Origin of the sequence: Kitasatospora sp. NPDC127121 (assembly GCF_042677305.1) — a bacterium.
In the GTDB taxonomy this organism is placed as follows: domain Bacteria; phylum Actinomycetota; class Actinomycetes; order Streptomycetales; family Streptomycetaceae; genus Kitasatospora.
Window position 1 is genome coordinate 107,133 of the sequence record NZ_JBHXTQ010000008.1, and the last position, 23,505, is coordinate 130,637.

General features: G+C 72.8%; 7 protein-coding genes. All 7 read left to right on the plus strand.

Annotation, left to right across the window (positions count from 1 at the left end; translation table 11 throughout):
• Nucleotides 1-13: 13 nt before the first annotated feature.
• The 7 genes from ACFVHI_RS07410 to ACFVHI_RS07440 all read left to right on the plus strand — a co-directional run bounded on the left by ACFVHI_RS07410 (nt 14) and on the right by ACFVHI_RS07440 (nt 23,396).
• Nucleotides 14-1,600 (plus strand): PD-(D/E)XK nuclease family protein, encoded by a 1,587-nt coding sequence (locus tag ACFVHI_RS07410; protein WP_380336615.1) that lies wholly within the window; start codon nt 14-16, stop codon nt 1,598-1,600.
• Nucleotides 1,597-2,652, plus strand: a complete 1,056-nt coding sequence (locus ACFVHI_RS07415) for a hypothetical protein (RefSeq protein WP_380336617.1) — start codon at nt 1,597-1,599, stop codon at nt 2,650-2,652. Before ACFVHI_RS07410 ends, ACFVHI_RS07415 begins: the two co-directional genes overlap by 4 nt.
• Nucleotides 2,645-6,214, plus strand: a complete 3,570-nt coding sequence (locus ACFVHI_RS07420) for a hypothetical protein (RefSeq protein WP_380336619.1) — start codon at nt 2,645-2,647, stop codon at nt 6,212-6,214. The genes ACFVHI_RS07415 and ACFVHI_RS07420 overlap by 8 nt, the downstream gene beginning before the upstream one ends.
• The gene (locus tag ACFVHI_RS07425; RefSeq protein WP_380336622.1) at nt 6,202-8,931 is read left to right on the plus strand and encodes a pPIWI_RE module domain-containing protein; all 2,730 of its coding nucleotides are present in this window, start codon (nt 6,202-6,204) and stop codon (nt 8,929-8,931) included. The genes ACFVHI_RS07420 and ACFVHI_RS07425 overlap by 13 nt, the downstream gene beginning before the upstream one ends.
• Before the next feature lie 578 nt (nt 8,932-9,509).
• Nucleotides 9,510-15,077 (plus strand): DEAD/DEAH box helicase, encoded by a 5,568-nt coding sequence (locus ACFVHI_RS07430; RefSeq protein WP_380336625.1) that lies wholly within the window; start codon nt 9,510-9,512, stop codon nt 15,075-15,077.
• Complete coding sequence (locus ACFVHI_RS07435) at nt 15,074-17,407, plus strand: hypothetical protein (protein ID WP_380336627.1); 2,334 nt, start codon at nt 15,074-15,076, stop codon at nt 17,405-17,407. Before ACFVHI_RS07430 ends, ACFVHI_RS07435 begins: the two co-directional genes overlap by 4 nt.
• Nucleotides 17,408-17,447: 40 nt before the next feature.
• Nucleotides 17,448-23,396: a hypothetical protein gene (locus ACFVHI_RS07440; RefSeq protein ID WP_380336630.1), complete on the plus strand. Its 5,949-nt coding sequence runs from the start codon at nt 17,448-17,450 to the stop codon at nt 23,394-23,396.
• Nucleotides 23,397-23,505: the final 109 nt, after the last annotated feature.

The window sequence follows — 23,505 nt, forward strand, 5'->3', positions numbered from 1 at the left end:
AAGTGAGGTCAGTATGACAGCCGGTTGGCCGCCCGAAGGACTGGTCGGTGATTCCTCCGCCGTCCGGATAAGTCTCGGCATGTTCGGCCCGGAGCAATACCGCTGCCCGGCGTCCGACGTGTTCAAGGCCCGCGGACTCCGTGCCCGTGAACGGCCCCGGTGGAAGCCCGAGGCCCTGGAGGCGTTCACCAACGGCCCGTTCATGGCGGCGGCCGACGAACTCGAACGGACGGTGGACGAGCCGCCGCCGAGCGCACCGCGTCGCGGCCAGCCGCGTCCGGTGCACGACGGCGTTCGGCAGTGGACCGAACACGCGCTGCGCATGTACCGCGAGGCGTTCCCGGACGACTCCGGACTCCGCCCCGCCCGCGCGCCGTGGGTCTACCGGCACCAGGGGCCGGCGCCGGACGGCCCGAACGGCGTGGAGTACCGGATCACCGCCTGGGGCCGGTACTTCGAGTCTCCCGACGCTCGACTGCGTGAGCTGCGGCTGCCCGTCAACCGGCTTCGGGACCGCACCGATGCCGAACGCGCCGTGGCCGCCCTCGTCGCGGCGGAGGGAACGTCCGACCCGCGGGTCGAGCAGGTCAGGGTCGTCCAGTTCGCGCTCTCCGACGGGCGGGCGCAGAGTGTCTTCGAGGGCACCCGGCTGGAGGCTGTAGCGGCTCACCGGGCCCACGGGGCGCCGGCCGTACGGGCGTTGCTCGACGGCCGCGAGTACCGGCCCGGCTCGGCCTGCGCCTCGTGCGCCGTCGCCCCGGCCTGCCCCTCCCTCCGGCGCGCGGGCGGCCTGCTCGGCGTCTCGGACCGGAGCCGGCCGCGCCGCACCTGGTCCTCGACCACCGGCCGGGCGCACCGCAGCTGTCCGGCCCGCGGCTACCTGCGCGGCCTGCGGCTTCCGGTCGACGGCAACCGGGAGCGGGGCGCCGCCGCCGAGCGCGGACGGGCGATCCACGCCTTCCTCGCGGAGCGGCACGGGCAACGGCCGCACGCCCCGTGCCGAACCGAGATCCCGGACGACTGGGTGCCCGAGGGCTACCGGCTCCCGGACGAGGAGCGCCGGCTCGGAGCCCGGCTGCTGCGCCATCACGCCGAGGTCTGCCCGCTGCGCATCGCCGGGCCGCAGTCGCGGGTCGAGGTCGAGCCCAAGCTCGCGTTCGACGACACAGCGGCCGACCTCGTCGTCCTGACGGAGCCCGATCTGCTGTACCAGGAGAGGAACGGGGCCTGGGTCTGGCGGGAGACGAAGACCTCCGGCAGCGACCGCACCTGCCGCGATCCGTTGGCCTCGTACCCCCAACTCGCCCTGGCCCTCAGGATCATCGGCGCCGGCGCACTCGCCGACGGGCAGGCGGGGCAGGCCGGCGGCCGGGTCGAACTGGAGGTTCTCCAGCCAGGCGGCGTCGACCTCCACACCCTCGATCCGTTCGACCCCCGAACCCGCGCCGCCGCCGAGGCGGCGGTGCGCGAGCAGGTGGCGGGCTGGCACTCCGAGGACCTGTTCGCGGCCGTCCCCGGCCCGGACTGCGCGGGCTGCGAGATGGCCCGGTGGTGCTCGGCACGGCAGCCCCGACAGGCCGCTCCGGAGGCCACACCGTGACCGTGGACGGGTCCTCGGACACCGAACTGCTCGCCGCGGTGGCACGAGGGGTGATCGACCTGACGACCACCCAACCATCGACGTTCCGACTGCCGTACCCGCCGAGCCTCCAACTCGCCCTGGACCGCGTGGTCCTGGACGCGATCATCCGTCGCGCACCGGCGCCCCGCAGCGTGCCGGAGCTGCTGCGCTGGTGCCGCGGACGGGCACCTGAGGAGTGGATGACCCTCCCCCGCGACTTCCTCACCCCCGGCGCCCGCCTGATCCACCGTGCGGCAGGCGAGCCGACGCGGACCTGCGCCGAGCTGGCCTCGCTGGGCGCTCTCGGCGTAGTGGAACAGGAGGCGGAATCCCTCATGGCCCGGCTCGCCGACAACTGCGGCAGCCCCGCCAGGTTCACGCAGTGCCGTGATTTCCTGATCCGCAAACCGGTCGTCCTGCGGTTCGACCCGGTGGAGATGCTGCAGCCGTCCCGGGCGCAGGCCTGGCGACTGGTCAAGGACTTCTACGGCCCGGTGCCCAGCCACCTCCCGGCCGACGGACTGGTGCACTGCTGTTCCGGGTGCGGCCTGCTCGCCAAGGCCGAGACGACGGACGGCCCCTGGTGCGAGGGCGGCTGCGCCCCCGATGAGCGCAAGCTCGAAGTCTCGCACCAGCCCGGCCAGGCGCTGGTTCTGCCCTTGGCGTTGCGGCTCTTCGTCGCCCTCCCGGGCCGCACCGAACTGGCGGTCCGCTCCCGCCTCGGGGACCGTACCGGCCCGTTCGCGGCAGGGCTCGGCGTCCACCAGATCCCGGGCCGCAACGGGGCGTTGCGGGCCTACCAGGTCCACGACCGGGAGCAGCCGGGGCCGGCTGCGCTGCGGGCGGCCGAGGTGGCCGCCGGACTCGGCGGACAACTGGACGTCGTCGTACCGGACAGCCGGGCGGCGAGCCCGGCGTACCGGCGGGCTTTCGACCAGGCGCTGCCGGTCGGCGCACGGGTGCGCCTGATGTCCGTCAGCGAGTTCACCGCACGCGAGTCGACCGATGGAATGCGGAGGGGTCATGCGTAGCACCGCCCAGTCCCTGACCGAGGTGGTCAACCAACTGTCGGACGCATCCGACGGGTTGCATCCGCCGCGACTGCAGTCCCTGTGCGAGATCGAGATCGGGCTCCACCTCCAGGAGAGGTTCGTGCCCGGCGCGCCGGCCGCGGACGCCTGGGCCCTGTTCAGCGGCTATCCGTTCGCCCGAGCCTGGGGAGCGGTCGATCCGGCCGGGGAACGGACTCTCCGCACCGCCCGGCACACCCTGTGGACCTGGGGACGCCGACTGGCCTGGACCGAAGCGCTGGAGGAGTACCAGCGACTCGACCGCCAGCTGCGCGCCTACGAGGTCAAGGATCCGGACCGTCCGGCCGTCCGCCGCCCCTCGCTGTCCGTGGCCCCGGACCGCTGGGAGGTCTACGACCGGCTCCTCCGGGCGGCCCCGGTGTTCGCTGGACGGCCCCTGTCGGTCGCCGGCCCCGGTCGGCACGCCTTCCCGATCGGCCGCCACCTGACCAGCGTCCGGCTCCCGGCCTCCAGCCCGCCTCCCCCGGTGCGCCACGACCTGGCGGCGCCACCGGCCAACAACGGCGAACCGCTCACCTTCGAGTGGTGCGAACTGCTCGACACGGCAGCCTTCATGGACGCCCGGCTGTCCGAGAACTGGGTCGGCCGCCTGACAGCCGTCCGCCTCTTCACTCGCCGGAACGGGCGCTTCCGGCGTTCCGAGAGCTTCGAAGTGGCCCGGCTCCAGCACCTGTTGGGCATCGTCGGCGCCGGTAAGAGCACCCTGCGGGACGTCCTGGCGGTACACCTGGCTCGCCGCGGCCTCCGGGTCACCGTGGTCGTCGGGGACGTGGCCGAGCAGCTCAGGCTGGTCCGGCTGTACAACACGTACGTGCCCGACACGGCCGCCCCCGTGATCGGGGCCTCCAGCCGCCAACAGCACGCCGAACGACTGCACCGGCGCCTGGTCGGCAGCGGTCGGCGCAACCTGCTCGCCCACGACGACCCCGGGTTCGGCTACCTCAGCACCTCGTGCGCGGTGAACGCGCTGCGCTACGAGGACGGACAACTCGCCGACGACCTCCTGGACTTCACCGAGGCCCCGTGCACCCGGCTGCAGGCACCCAACCGCCGGCGCGACGCCCGCGACGATTCGTGGAGCCGACAACCACTGGCCTGCCCGTTCTGGTCCGGCTGCCCCCGCCACCACGGCGCCCGGGAACTCGTCGGCGCGACCGTCTGGGTCGCCACCATCGCCAGCCTGATCGACTCGGCGGTGCCGCACCCGCAGAACCACGAACGGATCCGCTACCTCGAACTCGCGTGCCGTCGCAGCGACCTGGTGATCGTCGACGAGGCGGACCGGGTGCAGATGCAGCTCGACAGGATGTTCGCCCCGGCCATCCCCCTGATCGCCGACAGGCCCGACAGCCGGTCCTTCCTCTACGACGTCAACCAGCACCGGCTCCGGGAACTGGCGGGCGCCGGCCAGATCCAGCTGTCCAACCGTGATGTGGAGAACTGGTCCGCCGCCGTCAACACCACCCAGACCGCCGCCGACCGACTGGTCGCCATGCTGGTCAGCAACCACGGCCTGCGCACCTGGGTCAGGATCGGGTACTTCAGCGCGTGGACCCTCCAACTCCGCCTGTTGGAGGAGCGGTACCCGCTCCCGGAGGACCGTGACGACACGCCCGCCGACACCGCGGAGCCAGTGGCGGAGCACCCGCACAGGGAGCCCCGGCGGAAGCTCACCGAGGTCCTGGACGCATTCCGGGACAACCCCTTCGGCGACCGGCGGCCGCCCACCCCGGAGGGCGCGCAGCTCACCAGCCTGCTCGGCGAGCTCCTGCACACCACCTACCGCACGAACACCCGGACCCGACTGAAGGAGGTGCTCTGCCAAGTTTTCGACCTCGATCCCCTGTTGGAGCCCACGGCGGCCGGCCGCGAGCGCTACGAGCGGCTGTGCAGGCGGGCGAGCGGCGAGCCGGACGAAGCCGAGGAGAACACCGGCCGCGGCCGGGCGGCGACCAGGCGCAGGCGGAAGGACCGGCTGCCGCCGAACCCGCAGGACTGGCTCGAACTGATGTTGAACCGATTCGAATTCACACTCCTGCTGAGCGCGCTGGAGCCCCGGCTCGCCCTGGTCAACGCGATGTGGCCGCGCGTCGCGGCGGCCCTCAACCTGGGGTTCAACGAGATGTACCGCCGGCCGCTGGACTACGGGCCGATGGTGCCCGAGGCCCCGATGGGCAACGTCATCGGCTTCCAGTTCCTGATGGACGGCCCCGACCCGGGCGGGGTCCGCAGCGGGGAGCTCCGCTTCTTCCGGTGCAGCGGGGTCGGCCGGGAACTGCTCCGGGTGATGCCCGACCTGCCGACGGTGGACGGCCGCCCCGGCACCAACGTGTTACTGATGTCGGGCAGCAGCTGGGCCGGCCGCTCCAGCCGCTACCACATCCAGGTGCCGATCGGCGCCATCATCGAGCCGGATCCCCGGGAGCTGGACCGGATCGCCGAACAGAGTGAGTTCCGTTTCGAGTTCATCCGCGAGGATTGCGGGTGCCGGTCCCGCTGCCGATGCGAGTTCGCCAACGAGGCGCAGCGGCTCTCCGGCGAGCCGCTCGACCAGCGGGCGGACGTGCTGCGCCGGATGGTCACCGTCCTCGGCAGGAACGACCACGGATCGAGTCGACTCCAGGAGGAACTGAAGCTCCTCCCGGAGAGCCGCCGACACATCCTCCTCCTGGTCGGGAGCTACGAGGAGGCCGCGGTGGTGGCGGACACCCTGCACGCCCTCAACAAACGCTGGAAGGGCCGGGTGTGGCGCCTCGCCGCCGACGACGATCCGGGCGCCGGCACCTGGGCGGAGGACGACGAGAACCACGCGCCCGTCCTGCGCAGGGGCGACGTCGAGACGCTCTCCAGGACCAAGGCCGAGATCCTGGTGGCCCCCCTGCTGGCGGTCGAGCGGGGGCACAACATCCTCGATGTCGACAAGCAGCACGCGGCCATCGGGTCCGTCTACTTCCTCGCCCGGCCCAATCCGCGCCCCGACGACCTCGCCCTGGCCGTACACGCGATCAACGACTGGATCGTCCGGGCCGTCGGGAACGGGGAGTTCGACGGCTGGGTGCGGAGCGAGTCCACTCCGGGCCGCGGCGCCCGCAAGGTCCGGGACCAGGCCCGCTCCCGGTGGTACGCCGTCCTCGCCCGGAGCCTGGCCTGGAGCCGCCTGGGCGACGACGACCGTCACCAGGTCACCTGGGACCTCCTGGTGCTCATCTGGCAAGTGATCGGCCGTTCCGTCCGGGGCGCGGTCCCGACCCGGGTGGCCTTCGTCGACGCCGCCTTCGCGCCCAACCTGGCGGCCGGCCGACCGGCCGACGAACCGGACACCCCGCGGACCAGCCTCCTGCACAGCATCCACGCCGTCCTCAAGCCCTACTTCAGCCCGGGCGCCGCCGTCCCCGAGGCCGACCGCCACATCGTCCAGGCGCTCTACCGGCCGCTGTGGACGGCTCTCGACCGCTGCCTGAGCACCCTCGACAACGAGAGGAACACCGCATGTACCAGCTGATCAGCACGACCGCGTACGAGCCGGACCCGCACACCGGCCCCTGGATCGAGCCCTACCGGATGATCGGATTCCCCGACGAGTGGCGGGAGGAGTTCCTCGGGCTCTACCGTCGACGCTGGCGTCGGCGGGAGCAGCCCGTCGGCCTTCCGGTCCGCAAGCTCAACGAGCTGCTGCGCGCCACGGCCCCGGGGCTGATCGCCACCGGCCGGGGAGCCGGCGGCAGCGCCGAGGTGCCCTGGTTCTACGCCTCCCAGGACATGCCCGCCAAGCTGGTCGGCCCCCTGCTGGCCTCCTGGGTGATGACCCTGCCGCCGCTCGACGACACCGACGCCGAACGCGCGACCGACCACCGGGCGGCCCTGGACCGGGCTCTGGCGCTGATCGACGAGCACAGCCCGCAGTGGCGGCACGAGTCCGTGGACCTCACCGCCGCCCGGCTCACCGACGGTGGCACCGCCCAGCCCGACCGCAGGCTCTACCACCTGCTGCCCGAGCAGATCGGGGCCAGGCTCGCCGCCCGCCCGCTGCGTCTGGGCGGCGTCGACCTGTCCTTCCGGCTGGTCACCCGGGAGCAGGGCGTCGAGCTGGTGAGCTGGCCGCCGCGCCAGTACACCCGCGGGAAGCGCATCTGGCACTACTCGGCGCTGGTGACCGTCACCGTGCAGACGGTGCCGTTCGCCTCGCGCTTCCGCGTGCACGTCGACTACGGGATCCGCCGCTGGGCGAGCGGATCACAGGTCTGGCTGCCCCCCGGCCGCGGCGCCACCGTCCTGCTCGACACCCCGCTGCCCTGGCCCGGCGACCACGGCCCGCGCCAGCGCCTCACCGCCAACAAGCTGGCCTTCAACCGCCGCCTCGGCATGCCCGCCTGGCGCCGGCACAGCCTCGTCGAGCTGCTGCCCGAACTCGACGTGCTGCGCGCCTACCCGAAGCCGGCCGAGCTGATCGCCGACCCGGCGGACTGGCTCGAAGGCCGGGACGGGGTGGCCGCCGGCGTCGTGCACAGCACCGCGATGGGCAAGCACGGCGTCGGCACCGGGCTCATGCCGCTCGAACGGTCGCTCGTCGACCAGTGGGTCGAGGAGGGCCTCGCACCGGTGTTCCGCCGAGCGGCCGGTCTGGAGCGCGCGCACCGCAAGCCCACGCCCGTACTCCTGCCCAGCACACCGGCGAAGGACGCGCAGGTGCGGGACGAGCGTGCGCAGCAGCGCTTCCGGGCCCGGCGTGGCGCGGTGCACTCGGCACTCGACGGCCGTCCGCTGCTGGTGGACGTCCTGTGGCAGACGGAGGAGACCCGGGACGAGCTCGTCGCCGCGCTCCGCGAGTGGCTCGGGCTCCCGGCAGGCTCCGGCCCGGTGGACGACGGTCAGGAGTGGCAGGTCGGCGACCTGAACGTCGTGCTGCGGGCCCGCCCACTCGGGAGCCTGGGGGCCGGGCTGGAGCTCGACGACGGGCCCGGCCGGTCCCGCTCCCAGGTACTGTCCGCCGCCATCCGGGAGCGCGCGGCCCGCACGGCGGACTTCCTCGGCTCCGGGATCGATCCGGTCGGGCTGGCGCTGGTGGAGACACTCGGCCCGGAACGGTTCCCCACTTCCGACTCCGATCCCAAGTCGGCGTTGCGTCACGGCTGCGCCGCCGCCCGACGGGTCAGCCAGTTCATCGTCGTCCCGGAGGACTCGGAGGCCGCCGTCGCCCTGCGCGCCCGATCCGCACTGGCCGACGGGATGCGCCAGCTCGGTGCCGTGGTTCCGCCGGACCAGCGGCTGGACGAGGAGCTGGCGGACGACCTCCAGTACCTGGCGCTCTGGCAGGTCCGGCGGCAGGCCGACGGGCCGACCCGCAGGGCCAGCCGGCACCTGGTCGCCCTGCGCATCCGCCCGCGCGACCCGGTGCACCCGGTGCGCGGCTGGGACGACACCATCAAGGCGTGGGTACCGTACGCAGACTTCCTGATCAGTCTCACGGCGGACAGTGCCGAGGTGGACCCCGCCCGGTCGGGCCGGAGCGCCCCGACCACCGACGAGCGGCGCGACGAGGTCGAGCGTCGGATCAGGTCGCTGCTCTTCCAGGTGCGCGACCGGCCGACCTTGCTGCTGGCGAACAGCGGCAACCTGCGCGAGACCTGGCCTGGCTTGAACAACGGGCAGTTGGAGAAGGACATGCTGGCCTTCCACGGCCAGTCGCCGGTGCGCGTCGCCCTGCACGGCGCTGACCTGCGGATCGTCCTGCTGCGCGACACGAACAACCGGGGCGAGACCCCCCAGTGGTACGCGCCCGCCGCGACCGAGAAGGAGCCGCCGGGCTTCTCCGCCGGCCTGTGGGCACCCCGGGACGCGGACCCCGATCACCGGGTGTTCCTCAGCACCGTCGGCAAGCCACCCACCGCGGGCACCGTACGACGCGACCTCCGCAAGTTGGTCCCGGACCAGAAGTGGCCGAACGGGCCCGCGGCCACCGCCTGGAACCCGCAGGCGCTGGAGCTCACGGTACTGGGCTGCCTCTCCCCGGTTGCCCTCGCGGCGGCCGAGCGCACCGACACCGCTGCGGACCGGCCGGCCGTGGTCGCGGCCGCCGCCCACCAGCTGCGCTTCCACGACGAGTACCACCCGCTCGCCCGGCCGCTCCCGCTCCACCTGGCGAAGCTGGCCGAGGAGTACGTCCTGCCGCTCGCGCCGCTTCCCGCGGCCGAGCGGACCACTGAGCAGACCCCCGAGTAGCGGTGCGCGGGTGGAGGCCCCGGCCCCGACCTGCGGGGCCTCCACCGCCCTGACCTCGCACCACGCCGGGCGGGAAATTTGTATGACTTATGGGTCGCCCCGTCACCTCACCGGATTCTCCGACTAGGATGATTCCAACTCGAAAAACCCTCTGCATCAGGCGAGTTCAGCAAATTGGACGCCATCCGTGGGCATGGATGGGTCAAGGAATCACGCCCCAAGGGAGCGCACTATTGGGTGGCGATTCGCGCGCATCCGCCGCGGTCCGACAAATCGCGGCGCTGGCCGGGGAGTTCCCGGACGGAGCGACGCCCGACGCACTGGCAGCCCTCGCGCGTGACCGCCACCCGGGCCTCCCGCGGCCCCGGGTGCTCAAACTCGCCGATCAGGCTGTCACCGCCGGGCTCCTCACCAGGGTCGACGGACTGTTCGTCATCAATGATGTGCCGCAAACAGGTTCACCAGTCCATGGCAAACCGGAAGTCCGGACTGCCGGACGAAGCGGGCTCCGCGCCGTCGCGATCGACCTGGAGAGCGTCGTCACAGCCGTTCCCGCCGATCCCTATCTCGAACGCCACGTGTACCAGGCGGCAGCGGTGCGGTTCGGCACCGACCAGGACTGGATCGAGTCCGCTCCCGGTTGGCAGCGCTACCTCCAACTCACCTGCGACACCGGCGAGATCCGCAATCCGGCAACCCGCAGACAGGTGCAGGCCGACGGAGTCCCGGCCGACCTGGCGTGGCAGGAACTGGCCGCCTTCCTCGCCGGGGCGGACGTCGTGGTGGCGTACAACGGGACCGGCCTGGACTTTCCCCTCGTCCGGGAGTCCGCTCGGCGCGCGGACTGCGAAGATCCGTTGGCCGGCCTGCGGACGGCGGACGCGCTCTACCTCGCCCACGCGATCTGGCCCGTCGCCCCCCTGCACCGGCTGCACGCGCTGGCCGCCGAACAGGACGTCCCCGCATCGGGCCTGCGCCCGCACACGGCCCCGCACGACGCCGAACTCCTCGTCCGCCTGCTGACCCGCGCGGCCGCCGAGGTCCGGGGTTGGGGTGAGGAGCTTCGCGACCTGGTCCGGACCGCCTGCCCGGACTCCCCCGCGTGGCGAATACTGTTCGAACTCGCGGACGCTCCGATCCGCCCCGACACCGACGTCGCCCCATGGGACCAGCAGCGGGTGACCCGACTGGTGAGCGCCGAGCTCGCCGACCACCGCCCCCGACGGGACGCCCAGGAACTGCGCCGGGGGCGGCGCCCCGTGCAGCTCCCCACGGACCTTCTCGGCGAGGACGGCCGAGTGGACCCGACCGCACTCGCCGCAGTCGTCCACCGGACCAGGGCGACACCGCGGCCGGCCCAGCAGCAGATGGCAACCACCCTGCACGACTGGGCCCGTTCCGGCACCTCCGGCCTGCTCGAAGCCCCCACCGGAACGGGCAAGAGCTACGCGATCCTGGCCGCCGCGCTCGACTGGCTCGCGGGCGCTCCGGGGCGAAGGGCGGTCATCGCCACCTTCACCAAGCAGTTGCAGAGCCAGCTGGCCCACGACCTCACGGACCTCGAAGCAGCGCTGCCCGGCCTCCTACAGCTCAGCGACCTCGTGAAGGGCCGCTCCAACCGGCTCTCACTGGCCGCCCTGACGGCCACACTGGCCCAGGCCACCCAGGGCAGGTTCGAGTCTCGCGGCCGGGCCCGCCCGGTGGAGCACCGCCGGTTCCGAGAGCTGGCCGTCTACCTCCTGCTGCGGCTGCGCGCCGCCGCCGAGCCCCCGCTCTCCTGGACAGCCAGGTCGGTGGACCCGGTGGATCTGCCCGCGTTCCTCTCCGAGTACACCGACCGCGCCCTCGGGCCGTGGCTCGAATCGCTGTCCCAGCGCGACGGTGACTACGCGCCGAACGAGCGGACCCCGATCGCCGCCCACACCGACACCGTGCGCGAGGCGATGACCGGCCACCGGCTGCTCCTGGCGAACCACGCGCTGGCCCTCTCCCATCTCGACGACCTCCAGTCCCTCGGCCACGACACCCTGCTGGTCATCGACGAGGCCCACGAACTGGAGAACGCCGCCACCTCGGCACTGACGACGGCCGTCGACTACCAGGCCTTGGAGGAACTGCTCTCCGAGTGCACCGCCTGGCTGGCAGACGCCCGCGGCGGAACCGTAAGGGATCGGGTCGCGGACGCCATCGCCGCCCTGGAGGCCCTGCTGGACGGGGAGCAGCTGCCGAGGCTCGCGGCCCGGGCCTTCGATGCCCGGGCACGGGGTGTCGGGGTACGGATCGGCAACCGCAGCGCGGTCCTGGCGAGTCCGTACGCCGGGACCTCCGGAAGCACGGAGGCCCGGGGTGTCCAACGGCTCCTCGCGGACTTCGCCCGGGTGGTCGGCTCGGTGTCCGCCCTGCTCACCCGCTACGTCGTCGAGCACACCGACGCGCTCGACGGCCTGGTGAAGGAGCGCGTGCTCGCCCTCGCCCGCCGGGCCGAGGGCAGCGCCGCCACCCTGGGCCGCCTCAGCGAGGACATCAGCGCTCTGCTCTGCCGCGTGGTGCAGCTGGACGACACCCCCGACCCCCTCCCGTCCCGGGTGGTCTTCCTGGAGGAGCTCGCCGAACCCCGGCGCGGCCTTCGCTCCTACCGGTTCCGGTTCGCGTCCAGCCCGATCGACCTGCCCGCGGACCCCGAGTGGCTCCGCTTCCTGGGTCTGCTCCCCCGGGTCCACTACGTCTCCGCGACACTGCGGGTCTCCGGGACCTGGGACTTCATCCGCGCCAGGCTCGGGCTGCCGTCGACCCTCCCGGCGCTCGCTCTGGAGTCGCCCTTCGACCTGGCCCGGCAGGCCGAGCTGGTCTGCTTCTCCGACTTCCCGTCCTGGGCCGAGCAGGAGGAGGGTGCGATGCGCACCATCGCCCACCAACTCGCCGGCTACGCCCGGGAGTCGGTCCTCCCCCGCGCCGACGGCAACGGGCACGACGGCGGCGCCATGGTGCTCACCACGGCGCGTAAGACCGCCGCGGGAATCGGCGAACTCCTGGAGCAGGAGCTCCGTGCCCGCGGTCTCTCCGCCCCGACCGTCAACGCCCTGGTCCTGGGCAACGGCCGGGCCCTCACCGAATTCACCGACCGGGAGGAGGGCGGCGGCTTCCTGGTGGGCACCAAGGGGCTGTGGCAGGGCGTCGACGTGAAGGACGAACAACGGCTACGGCTGGTCTGGATCAACAAGCTCCCGTTCGCGCCCTTCGCCGCGCCGGTGGTCGAGGCCCGTCGCGCGGCGGTCCGGCAACGGGCCGAGGAAGCCGGGGACCCCGACCCGGAGGGTGTCGCCACCGAGACGTACTACCTGCCGCTGGCGGCGCTCCAGCTGCGTCAGGCCGTCGGCCGACTCATCCGGTCCGACCGCCATCGCGGCGTCGTCGTGATCAGCGACCGCAAACTCGGCGGCAGCACGGCCCTGCGCCGCGCCTATCGGAAGGCCTTCCTCGGCAGTCTGGACGAGGGCCTCCTGCGCCCCGACCCGGTCACGGGCGAGCCGGGGGCCGGCAACGTGACGACCATGGCCGATGGCTGGCGGCGGATCTGGGAGTCCATGTCCGGTGCCGGCCTCATCTCCCCGGACCGAGCGGCGGAACTCTGCACGGCCGAGGAACTGGACCGCCACACCCTGCTGCCGTTCACCCGCCGGATCCGCGCACTCACCCTCACTCCTGAGCAGACCGCCCGGCTGCGGGCCGACGGAGGCCTCGTCACAGCCGTCCTGGAACGGGCGGCCGAGATCGGCGGCCTGCTCAGGCTCGACGACCGGCCCACGAAGCTCAAACCCGCGCAGGAGCAGGTGATCACCGCCGCCGCGGAGGGCCGCAACGTCCTGGGGCTGCTCCCCACCGGCTTCGGCAAGAGCTACACGTTCCAACTGCCCGCGCTCGTCCTGCCGGGCACCACCATCGTGGTCAGCCCGCTCGTCGCGCTGATGCACGACCAGGCGCTGGAACTCAACCGCTCGATCGGCGGCGCGGTGCGCGCCCTCATCTCACCACTGCGGGAGTCGAGCAGCCGGGCCGGCAAGACGGAGGTGGCCGACCAGTTGCTGGGCCGCGCGGAGCACGGCATCAAGCTGGTCTACGTCAGCCCGGAGCGCCTGTGCCAGCGGCGGTTCCGCGAACTCGTCCGGCAGGCCGTGGCGGCGGGCCGGGTGACCCGCATCGCCGTCGACGAGGCCCACACCGTGGCCCAGTGGGAGGATTTCCGCCCCAGCATGCGCCGCCTCGGCCGGTTCCTCTCCGAGCTGCGCCGGGACCACGGCCTGCCGGTCACCGCGGTGACCGCCACCGCCAACCGCTCCGTGCACGCCACGATGCGCGAGGTCCTGTTCGGCACCGTGCCCGAACCGCCCGCCGCCGCCTCGGCCGAGGAACGGGCCGAGGCGCTCGGCCCCGTCGGCCGAGGCGGCCTCGTGACGGTCCGGGAGAACCCGATCCGCCCGGAGCTGGCGGTCTTCCGGCGCACGTTCCGTCGCGGCGGCACCACCGAGGTCGCAGGCCTGGCCGAACGGGTCGTGGACGCCGCGGACGGGCACGCGATCCTCTACTGCCTCACCGTCAAGGAGGTCAACGCCCTCCACGCCCACCTCCGTGAGTACGTCGGCGACGCCGGAAAACGCGTCCTGCGGTTCCACGGGCGGCTCTCCGAGGCCGAGAAAGCCGCCGTGATGACCGAGTTTCGCGAAGCCCCCCACCACGGCGAGGAGGGCTTCGTCCCCGTCATCATCGTGGCCAGCTCCGCCTTCGGGCTCGGCGTCAACCGACCCGACGTCCGGACGGTCTTCTGCGTCTCGCCGCCGACCGACCTCGCCGCGCTCTACCAGCAGATCGGCCGCGCCGGGCGCGACGGGGCCGACCGGAGGCCCAGGGCCGACGACGGACCGGCGAACACCGCCCTGGCCCTGGCGACCAGCCGGGGCATGCGCACCGTACAGTTCATGACCGCGCAGGACCTCTCCCCGTCACTGCTCCGTCGCATGGGCTGGGCCGTTCTGAAGCAGCGGGGCAGCCTGGACGCGGTCACGCTGGCCGACGCCCTGATGGCGGAGGACGTCGCCGCCGGGCTGCTCGACGAGGAGGAGATCCGCAAGGGCCACGTGGCCGACCGCTACTCCGGCGGAGTGATGCGGGCGTTCAGCGCACTGGCCGATCTGGGGGCGGTCGCCGACCTCGGCGACTACCCGCCGCTCTGTACGGTCAAGGCCGGCGAGGGACATCCCGCCGGTGAAGGCCCCGACCCGGCACACCGCGACGACGTCATGGAGCAGTCGATCGTCTCGAGCGTCCTGTCCCTGCCCGATCGTTCGCGGCTGCGCGTCGACAGGCTCGACGCCCACCTGGCCCGGAGCGTCGACGGCTACCGGGAGGTCTCCGACGGCCCCGCGGGCAGCTGGGAGGTTCTCGCGGACCTCCACGACCGGGGGCTCCTCGACGTCTCCGCCGCGCCGAGCAGGCGGCTGGTCACCGGGCTGCGGGTCGAACGGAACCGGCTGCCCGAGAGATTCCTGCCGCTGGTCTCCCGCCGCGCCGAGCGGGCCCGCGAGGAGCTCGCCCTGCTCAGGGCGTTCTTCGACGAGCCGGCGGTGTGCGCCCAGCGAAAGTTCGCGGATTACTTCGGCGTCGTGGACCTCCCGGAGGGCTGCTGCAGCACCGCGCAGTGCCGATGCTCGGCCTGCTGGGCGGTCCCGGACTGGCCGAAGGAACAGCGCCGCCCGACCGTCGCGCAGGCCTTCGAGAATCCGGCCCCGCGCGCCGGGGGGAACACGGACGGCGCACTGCGCGAACAGCGGATCGACCTCAGGGCCTACCGCCTCGCCCGGCGGATGCCCGGCGGGGTGCACGCCCGCTCGCTGTGGCGGGCCCTGCGCGGCGAGGAGTCGTCGTACGACCCGGCGAACCGGCGCACGGTGCCGCTCCCCCGCCCGCTGCGCGACAGCCCGCACTTCGGCGGGCAGGCCGGACTCCCCTACTCCGAGGTGGAACGGAGCCTGCAACGGCTGGTCGCGGCGGGCGCGCTGGTCGCCACCGTGAACGGCCGCTGGCGGGCCCGACCCGTACCCATCGCCACCCTGAACACGGCCCGACGCAAGAGGAACGAGGAACGCGCGTGACCCTGGCACCACCCGCACCGTCCGGAGTCTGGCGCCCGTACATCGACGAACCGCTGCTCACGCCCGCCGTCGTGGACGGCCCCGACGCCCTGACGGCGCCGGACCTCGACCGGCTCCGCCGGTACCTGGCGGCCCTGGTCTCCGCCCGGCGCGGTCCGGTCCACACCGCGGTGGCGTTCAACGCCGTCTACTTCGGCTACGACCTCGACGGCCAGGGCTACGGTGGCAGCCCGCTGGACCCGGACGCTTTCCCGGTCGTCACCCTCGGCGAGTGCATCCCCGCCATCCCGGTGGGGGCCATGGTGCGCATCGCCACCGGTTCGCAGCCGCTGTACGCAGAAGTCGTCTACAAGGAGGGACGCCACCCCGCGACGGGCCCGCTGGGCGACGTCCCGGAGTGGATCTCCGGAGCGCCGGCCGGCGCCGAGCGCGACGGTACCGCACCGGGACCCGACGACGCCCCGGTACGACGCGAGTTGCTGGTCCCCGACGTCCATGCCTTCGGCGACGCGCTCAGCCTCACCGACGCCCAGCTCGGCCGGCTGCGGCTCCAGCAGCGCTGGATCGACCGAAACGGCCACGTCGTGGTCAACGCGCGCTACCCGTCACCCGGAACGGCCGGGCAGGACGCGCTGACCGCGTACACGGACTACCTGCTGCACGAGGCCCGGGCCCAACTGCTGAGCCCCGCCGTACCGGTCTCCCTCGTCGACCTCGTGGCCACCAACGACGACGCGCTGCTCCACGGCGCCCTGGTGCGGATGCTCCGCACGATCGCGTCAGTTTTGAACTCCTGCGAACAGTTGCGCTGTTGGGGCTCGTACGCACTGCCCCGCAGCGCGCTGGCCGCGACCTGGCAGGACGACGGCCCGCTCGGCCGCGGCGACATGAGCAGGCTGGCGACCTCACTACAGCTCGCTGGCCAGGCAGCCGGCCCGCGCCGCCGCGGCATGCCCGCGACCACGACCGTCCACACCGCGATCGGCCCCTGGCTGACCACCGTCACCGGGGCCGCGCCGCTGCTCAGCGGGGTCGACTACGCGGCAGCCATCTGCCGGGCCAATCTGGCCGTCGCCGACGTCGTACGCGGGGAGAGCAAGGACGGGCTGTTCGCCAACGGCACCCGGGTCTGTCTCGACGACGCCTTCGAGGGCGGCGGGGTCTGGCGATCGCGCCGGCCGGGCGCGGAGGAGACCACGGCCGACCCGCTGATCCCGTCCGGACTCGGCTGGCGCGCCGCGTCGCAGCCACCCGCCCCACGGCCCGTCCGCACCGCTCCGGCCACCGGGCCGGAGCCGCGAAGCACCGCCCCCACCGACCAGCCGAGCCCGGCCCCGGTCGACGCACCGCTCGGTGCCACCGGGCCGGCACAGCCGGAACTGCTACGGGTGTCCGACAGCGAGGTGGTGTGGCGCCTCCCCCTGCGGCTCGCACACATCATGGACGGCTTCCTGCCCCTGCGGCCGCTCATCGCCGACGAGTTGCGCGGCGCCCTGCACCGTGACGACACCCGCGTCCGTCTCGAACTCGACCACGAGGGCGGGGAGATCGAGGAGTCCCAACGGGTCCAGGACACCGTGCCCGAGCTCTCGGGTGAGCCGGGTCGCCTGTCGGGCATCGACTGGCCGCTGACCTTCTTCCCCGGCATCGAGCTGCTGCTGCAGTGGCCGCGCGGTGGGCGGGTGGTCCGGGCCACCACCATGCTGCTGGAGACGCCCGTCATCGTCGACGGGGACGAGATCCGCCACCGCTACTCCAAGGAGATCCTCACCCGGGAGAGCACCCCCGGCAGCACCCGGGACACCGACTCCCCCGCCGGTCTCGGCGAACGCGACCTGGTCATGCGCGCCGTACGCCGCTGCGGGCTGCTCACCGTGGACGGACACGCCCTCCTCGACCGGTCCGCCCTGCCCCTCACGGTGTACGGACAACCACCCGCCGCCCGACAGGCGACGGCACTCGAAGCTGCCGTGGACGAGCTCATCGCCGCCGCGCGCCTCTACCCGGTCGTCGGAAGCCGGGACCACGACGGCCGCCCGCGCTACCCGGCGCGCCCCGACGAGCCGGCGATCCCGCTGATCGGATACGCCCCCGTCGTCATCCCGGCGCAACGCGCAGCACCCGCCGCGACCGACCCGGGCCACCGCTGGCACCCGGCACCGAAGCCGCACCAGGTCCACGGCTTCCTGCGGCGCCTCAGTCCCGGAGCCACCCCCAGCAACGCCCAACGGGCCGCCTACCAGCAGCACTGCCGAAAGCTCGGCAAGGCCGACGGCTGGGACCTGCCCTCGGGCTACACCTTCGTCACCGAGCACACCCGGGCGCGATGATCCCGTGTCCCGCCCTCCTCTCCCTCGAACCGGAGCATGCATGGACGACACCTACGAGGCAGTGCCGGAACCCCCGCTGTCCCCACCGGGAACCACACTCGCCACGCTGCAACCGCTGGCGAACGCGCTGAACGCCCTCGGACACCCGGTCGCGGACGTCCTCGACGACGTGACCGCTGGCATGGTCGAGCTGGCCTTCAACTCGCTCTCCCCGAAGGAACGCCAACGGCTGCTGGGCAAGCTCGGCATCAAGCTGGCCGCTCCCCGCCGGGCCGGGAAGGCACTGTGCCGCGACATGCTCTCCCGCATGCAGCGGGACGCGCGCCAGCGGCGCTGCCACTGCGCGGTCAAGGCACTGACGTACCGGGTGATGAGCGACGTGTCCGCCGCGGCGGACCCCTCTTCGGGGATCGTGACCGACCCGGTGACCCGCTGGGGCGACACCCTCGTCCGGCTCGCCATGCTCTCCTGGTGCAGCGCCTCGGCTGTCGGCGCGCGGGTCCTGGTCTGGGCCGCCGAACGCGACTGGCTCGGGTACGAGGCGGAGCAGCAACTCCTGGACGCCGTACGGGCCGCCGCCGACGACGTCGTCGAGGCGACTCCCGGGTTCAGCCTGTACGACCAGACGGACGCGCCCGTCCCCGCCCAGGGCGAGTTCGCCGAGCCCGCTGCGCCCTGCTCCCCCGAGGAGGCAGCCGGACAACCAGCCGCCGCCACGGACGGGCCCACCCAGGGCGGCACGCTCGACGTGGCGGCCACGCACCAGGCGTTGGAACTCGTCTTCCAGTCCGCCCAGGAGGCCTCGCGCCGGATCGGTACGGCCCTGGACACCGGGTACCCACCCGCGGAGGAGGACATCCGCGCGCTCACCGTGCTGACCGACACCTTCCGGCAGTTCCGGGACGGCCTGGCCGAAGCAGGCGTGCAGAAGGTCCCCGACCAGCTGGACGACCTGGCCGAGAGCGTGCGCTCGTATCTCGACGATCGCCGCCGCGACCGCGAGGCCCGCGCGGCGCTCCTGGAACTTCTGACGATCACATGCCCCGAGCGGAGCCCCGCCTCCGGCGGACTCGAAGCCGCCCACGGGCTGGCCCGTGCCATCCTCGACTCGCCGCGTTGGGGCGACACCGAGCGGGCCGAGGCCGCGACGCTCGGCGCTCTCGTCGAGCTCGTCCGGCTCCGCGAGCAGCCGGACCACCCGGCCGAGATCATGTCCCGCCAACAGCGGATCGGAGCTGCCCTGCCGACCTGCGCCGGTGCGGCGCTGCTGTACACGGAGCTGTCCCTTCCCGAGGAGCCGGTCCTCCCCCAGGAGCTGCCGTTCCCCCGGCAGGCCGACGCGGCCCCGCAGGCCGTCACCACCCCGGCCCGGGAACCGGGGCCGGACCCGACGCCCGTCGTCCCGGCCGCGACTGCTGTCCCGTCCGAGGCCCGGTCGCCGGTACCGGTGCCCGAAACCCCGCCGGCCACCGTCGAACAGCCCATCCCGCCGGCGGTCGGGTACCGCTCGGAGCAGGTCGCGAGCGCGCGGGCGGCCACCGTCCCGGAGGCGGAGCCCGCCGTTGCCCCCGCCGTACCGGCACCCGTCCGGGCCGACGCCGAGGTGTCGGCGGCCATCACCCGGCTGGTCGCCGAGAGGCGGTTCGGCCTCGCCTTCCACCTGGCTCGGGCCGTCGGCCGGCCCGAACCGGAACAGGCCTCCCTCCGCCTCGCCGCCGCCGGTGCCGCTCTCAAACCGGGGACCGTCGGCGGTCCGCAGGCCTTCCTCAAGGCGCTCCTGCGCTGCGAGACACTGGAAACGAAGACCTTCGAGAACACCGAGTTGCTCGCGCTGCCCGCGCTGCTCCGCGCCTCGCTGTCCACCGGTGAGTACGCGGCCGGCGCCCAGCTGAAGGCCCTGGCCGTCCGGCTGCCCGACGGCCTCGCCACGCTCGCCGTCGCGGTCGCGGATCCGACCCTCAGCGGCGCCCTGGCACTCACCAAACCCCTGAGCGGTACGGCGGACGTGTCCGAGTCCGAGAGCCGGCTCCGCGACGTCGTCCAGCAGGCACGCGACCTGCTGAAACCCCCGCGGCTCCGGTTCAACCGGGCCACCACCATCGCCAAGCGCTGGCTCGCCCCGGACGGCCTGCTCGGTTCGGTGCTCCACGCGCTGTCCGAGGACTCGCCGGAGGCCGGATCGAGGGCGCGGGAGGCCGTCGACCGACTGTCCCGTCTCACCGACATCCAGTCCGAGATCGACCGGATGGACCGCGGACTCCGCGCTTCGAGCAATCGGGTCTTGCAGGGTTCCGGACGTCAGGACCTCGTCCACCTCGTCGAGCGGACCACGGACTGCGCCAAGTCCTGGATCGACGCCACCGAGGCCATCCGACGGGGCCGCACCGCCGAGACCGACTGGGCCCGGCAGGAGACGGCGGCCATGCGGCAGACCCTGCTCGACGGATGCCGGCAGGCCCTGGAGGACCTCGACAAGCTCAGGGGACGATCGCCCGGCTCGCTGGCCTCGGCCTCCGCGTGGGCGGCCCACGAGTCGCTGAGCGCCCTCTTGGACGAGATCGAACAGGGCCCGGCCCGCTTGCGGCGCTTCCCCGGCCTCGACGCACACCAGACGATCGACGCCGAACTGCTCAAGATCCCCCTGGCCACCGGCGAACAGCCCACGGTGTCCGCGTTGCTCGCGGCCCAGGACCGGACCTGGGAGGAGGCCCTGGCGCTCCAGGAGGGCCAGGACGTCTTCAGCACCGCGCACCGCATCCTCGACCTCGCGGAACAGGGCTCGCTGCCCGGCAAGCCGATCTCCTTCCCTCCCGCACGCCGTACCGAGCTGTTCGAGGCCGAGGAGCGGCGGCGCGAGACCCTGCTGGCCCGGCACACCGACCTGGTCGCCGAACTCCGGCGGGCGCAGGCCGACGGCGCCCTCACCGACGACCAGGACCTCAGCCTCCAGGAACTCCTGTCCGACGCGCAGCCCCACGCCGAGGAGGACGGCAAGCGTGAGCTGATCCTGGTCCGCCGCACCCTGGACCAGGTGGCGAAGCTCCTCCCCCGGTTCCGCGGCGAGGCCGCCGAACGGCTGCGCTCCCGGCTGGACGCGCTCCCCGAGGTCAGCGACGAGGACCACGCGCAGGTGCTGCGCCATCTGGAGACCGACGGGCTGGCCACCGCCGCCGACCTCGTGTACTTCCTCGAACTCGGCGAGACCGTGCCCGAGATCGTGTCCGGCGTGTCCCACCTCGCGGGGTTCTTCCCGTCCGTACCGGACGGGCTCCGCTCGGGGATCACCGCCGAGCTGATCCGGTCGGTCCGCGACCACGGCAAACACCCGGACATCCCCGCGCTCGACTACACCCGGTTGTCCGCGGACGAGGCCGATCGCGCGGCCAAGGCGCTCGAGATCTGGAAGGCGCTCGGCGCCACTCCGCCCAAGGGCCGGCAGAGCGCCGACCCGCGGCAGATGCTCCTGCCCGCGCTCAACCTCCTCGGCTACGAGGCCAAGCAGGCCCTTCCGCTGAACGGCCTTCCGCGCAGCGTCGAGTACCGTTTCGTCGACGTCCTCGACATCGAGATCAACGGCCGCGCCTGGGCGCCCGTCTTCGGGTCCAAGATCCTCGAACAGGCCGGCCGGCTCCGGGTCCTGATGATCTGGGGCCGGCCCTCGGCGCAGTTGCTGCTCAGCCGGGTGTCCCAGGAGCCCAGCAAGGAGAGCCTGCTGGTCGCGTACTTCGGCACCCTCGACAGCAAGGCACGGACCGAACTCGCCGCAGCCTCGGTGGACATCGCCCCGCTGATGGTCGTCGACGACGCCGCGCTCGCCTACCTCGCCGCCCACGGCAACAGGCAGGTCAGCGTGGCGACCGAGACGCTGCTGCCGTTCTCCGGCGTGAACCCCTACATCAGGGAGAAGCGCGGGCGCATCGGCCGGGAGATGTTCTACGGACGCGACGCCGAGCGCAAGAGGATCCTCGACCCGGACGGCACGCAGATCATCTTCGGCGGACGCGGCCTCGGCAAGTCGGCCCTGCTCAACGATGCCGGGGACCGGTTCGCCGAGCAGCAGCGGGACTACCACCAGAAGCTCTACCTCAACCTGGACCACCACAACATCGGCAAGGGCACCGCGCTGGGCGCCGAGACCATCTGGGGCGTGCTCGACCGCGAGTTGACGGACCAGAAGGTGCTGGGGAAGCCCCGCCGCAAGGCCGAGGCCGATCCCTACGAGCGGGTCCGTGCCGGCATCAAGCAGTGGCTCGACGCCGAACCCCGCCGGCGGTTGCTGATCCTGATGGACGAGTGCGACCGCTTCTTCGAGGCCGACGTGCCGCACTGCACCGAGACCCGACGGCTGCGCGGGCTGTGCACGGAGACGCCCGGCCGGATGAAGGTGGTCTTCGCCGGCCTCCACTCCGTCCAGCGCTTCACCCGGCTGGCCCGTAACGGTCCGTTCAGCCACCTCGCGCAGACGCCCACCGTCGTCGGCCCGCTCGCGCCGCAGTTCGCCGCCGACCTGCTCGTCGACCCGATGCGGGCCCTGGGCTTCGAGTTCGTCGACGTCGACCTGGTCAACCGGGTGCTGGGCTACTGCTCGTACCAGCCCTTCCTGCTGCAGATGTTCGGCAGTCGGCTGGTGGAGGTGATGCAGCAGCGGCGGAGCCGCGGCGACGCCGGCAGCCCGCCCTACGCCATCTCCGTCACCGACGTCGAGGCGGTCGAGTCGGACCCCTCGCTGCGAGCCGACATCACCGCGGCGTTCAAGGACACGCTCACCCTCGACGACCGCTACGACATGATCGCGAACGTCCTCGCCCGCCACGCCCGGGACAACGGACTGGAGACCCGTCTGAGCGACGCCGAGCTCCGCGACGAGTGCGCGAGCTGGTGGCCCGACGGCTTCGCCGGCCTCGACAGCGAGGGCTTCCGCGCCTACCTCCAGGAGATGGTCGGCCTCGGCATCCTCGCCCCGAACCACGACGGCCGGGGCTGGCACCTGCGCGGGCCGAACGCCCTACGCATGATCGGCACCGCCCAGGAGGTGGAGAACCGGCTGCTCACCGCCGCCGCCGAGTGCGAGCTGGAGGAGACCATCGCCCTCGAAAGCCGGCCCGAGCTGCCGGACAAGCGAACCGCTCCACTGACCGTGACGCAGGTGGACGACCTCCTGGCCGGACGCACCAACCAGACGAGGGTGGTCTTCGGCACCCCCGCCACCGGTATCGGTGATGTCGAGAGGACGCTCCGGTCGGTCACCGACCGGGTCGGAGGCTGGAGCCTTCCGCCGATCGGGCGCCCGTCCGTGTTCCGGCAGGCCCTCACCGAGGGCCTGCCCGGCACACGGCGGGTGATCGTGAGCGACCTGGCCGCGAAGATGACCAGCAACGACACGTGCCGGGATGCCGTCGTGTTCGCCCGGACTCTCCTCCCGGAGCGGACCGACGTCACCCGCGCGGTCGTCCTGATCGTCGGTCTCCACCAACTGCAGCTCTGGCGCGAGCTGTTGACGGATCCAGTGGAGGGGGATTCGATCGCGGTCTTCCTCCGCCGCCACGACCAGCGCAGCCTGCGGGCCTGGGCGCAGCACACCGACCTCTTCACCGCTGAGCGGGTGACCAGGCTGCTCGAACTCACGGGCGGCTGGCCCGCCCTGCTGGACCGGGCCATCAGCCTGCACAACCATTCCGGGAACGAGGACGAGGCCCTCAACCGGCTTCGCGACGACCTCCAGCAGAAGGCGTTCGTCGAGGAGTTCCTCGACGACGTCGGACTCACCACGGATCCGCTGATCGGCGACGGCTACCGCGCCGTGGCCAAGGAGTTCGGCGCCGAGTGGGCCGACGAGGCGGACATCCTCACCGCGATCGAACTGGCCGGCTTGGAGGTACCCGATGCCGAGTGGGTTCTGACCTGTCTGGAAGCGCTCCAGGCCTTCGACCGGAACGGTGGTCGGATGCGGCTGGAACCGGTGTTGCACAACTGCTGGTCGCGCCTCTGATCCCACGATCCCTGTCGAGGTGGGCCGCTCGTTCCGGGTGGCCCACCTCCGTCCTTCCGCACCGACGGGCACGCGACGGGGCCCTGTCGGCAGGTGCGGCCGATCGGGT

What these genes read in the sequence shown, in the direction of transcription:
- ACFVHI_RS07410 (WP_380336615.1), top strand. Translation starts at nt 14, where the DNA reads ATGACAGCCGGTTGGCCGCCCGAAGGACTGGTCGGTGATTCCTCCGCC.
- ACFVHI_RS07420 (WP_380336619.1), top strand. Translation starts at nt 2,645, where the DNA reads ATGCGTAGCACCGCCCAGTCCCTGACCGAGGTGGTCAACCAACTGTCG.
- ACFVHI_RS07425 (WP_380336622.1), top strand. Translation starts at nt 6,202, where the DNA reads ATGTACCAGCTGATCAGCACGACCGCGTACGAGCCGGACCCGCACACC.
- ACFVHI_RS07440 (WP_380336630.1), top strand. Translation starts at nt 17,448, where the DNA reads ATGGACGACACCTACGAGGCAGTGCCGGAACCCCCGCTGTCCCCACCG.